At 72.7% G+C, this 920-nt stretch carries 1 protein-coding gene; it reads right to left on the bottom strand.

Going from position 1 to position 920, the window contains the following annotated elements; genetic code table 11:
• Nucleotides 1-154: 154 nt before the first annotated feature.
• Nucleotides 155-811: a response regulator gene (locus tag DKL51_RS04620; protein WP_109943042.1), complete on the bottom strand. Its 657-nt coding sequence runs from the start codon at nucleotides 809-811 to the stop codon at nucleotides 155-157.
• Nucleotides 812-920 lie beyond the last annotated feature (109 nt).

Below are 920 nucleotides of genomic sequence, written 5' to 3'. Positions count from 1 at the left end.
CCACCAGGTCGCCCACGCTCATCTCCACGTGGAACCGGTCGCTGCTCTGCCCCATGTCGAGGAACCTATCCGGAGACACCGACAGTTCCGGCCCGCCGTGGCGAGGATCCGGGTAGGTTCCGGGTCCGACCGGGAAAGCGCTCGGGGTGAACCCTCAGCGGCCCTCCACGATCCGGTTCTCCCAGGCCCACGCGGCGATCTCGACCCGGTTGCGCACCCCCAGCTTCTGCTGGATCGTGGCGACGTGGCTCTTGACCGTGCTCAGAGAGATGAACAGCTCCGCGGCGATCTCCTGGTTTGTCCGGCCGCGGGCTATCTCCCCCACCACCTCCAGCTCGCGTCGGGACAGCGCCGGCAGGAACCGGCGGTTGGCCGGCGTCCCGCCCGGGGTGAGATGCCGCAGCAGCCGGAGGGTGAGCGACGGCGAGACCAGCGCGTCGCCCTTGTCAGCCGCCCGCACCGCCTCCACGAGCAGGGCCGGCCCGGCGTCCTTGAGGATGAAGCCGACCGCGCCCCCGCGCAGCGCATTGTGGACGTACTCGTCGAGGTCGAAGGTGGTCACCACGATGACCCGCAGCGGGTCGACCACGCCCGGCCCGGCCAGGGCGCGGGTGACCTCGATGCCGTCGAGCCGGGGCATCCGGATGTCGACCAGGCAGACGTCGGGACGCAGCCGGCGCGCCTGCGTCACGGCGTCGACCCCGTCGACGGCCTCGGCCACCACGGTGATGTCGGGCTGGTCCTCCAGGATCATCCGCAGGCCGGTGCGGACCATCGCCTGGTCGTCAGCGAGCAGGACCCGGATGGTCACCGACGCTCCCCGCCGGCGACGGGCAGGGCGGCCGACACCGACCAGCCGCCGCCCGGGCGAGGGCCGGCGGAGAGCCTCCCGCCGAGGGCCTGGACGCGCTCCCGCATCC

It is taken from the genome of Micromonospora globispora (assembly GCF_003857015.1).
Lineage (GTDB): Bacteria > Actinomycetota > Actinomycetes > Mycobacteriales > Micromonosporaceae > Micromonospora > Micromonospora globispora.
The sequence above is the reverse complement of the archived record's forward strand: the minus strand, read 5'-3'. Positions and strand labels throughout refer to the sequence as shown.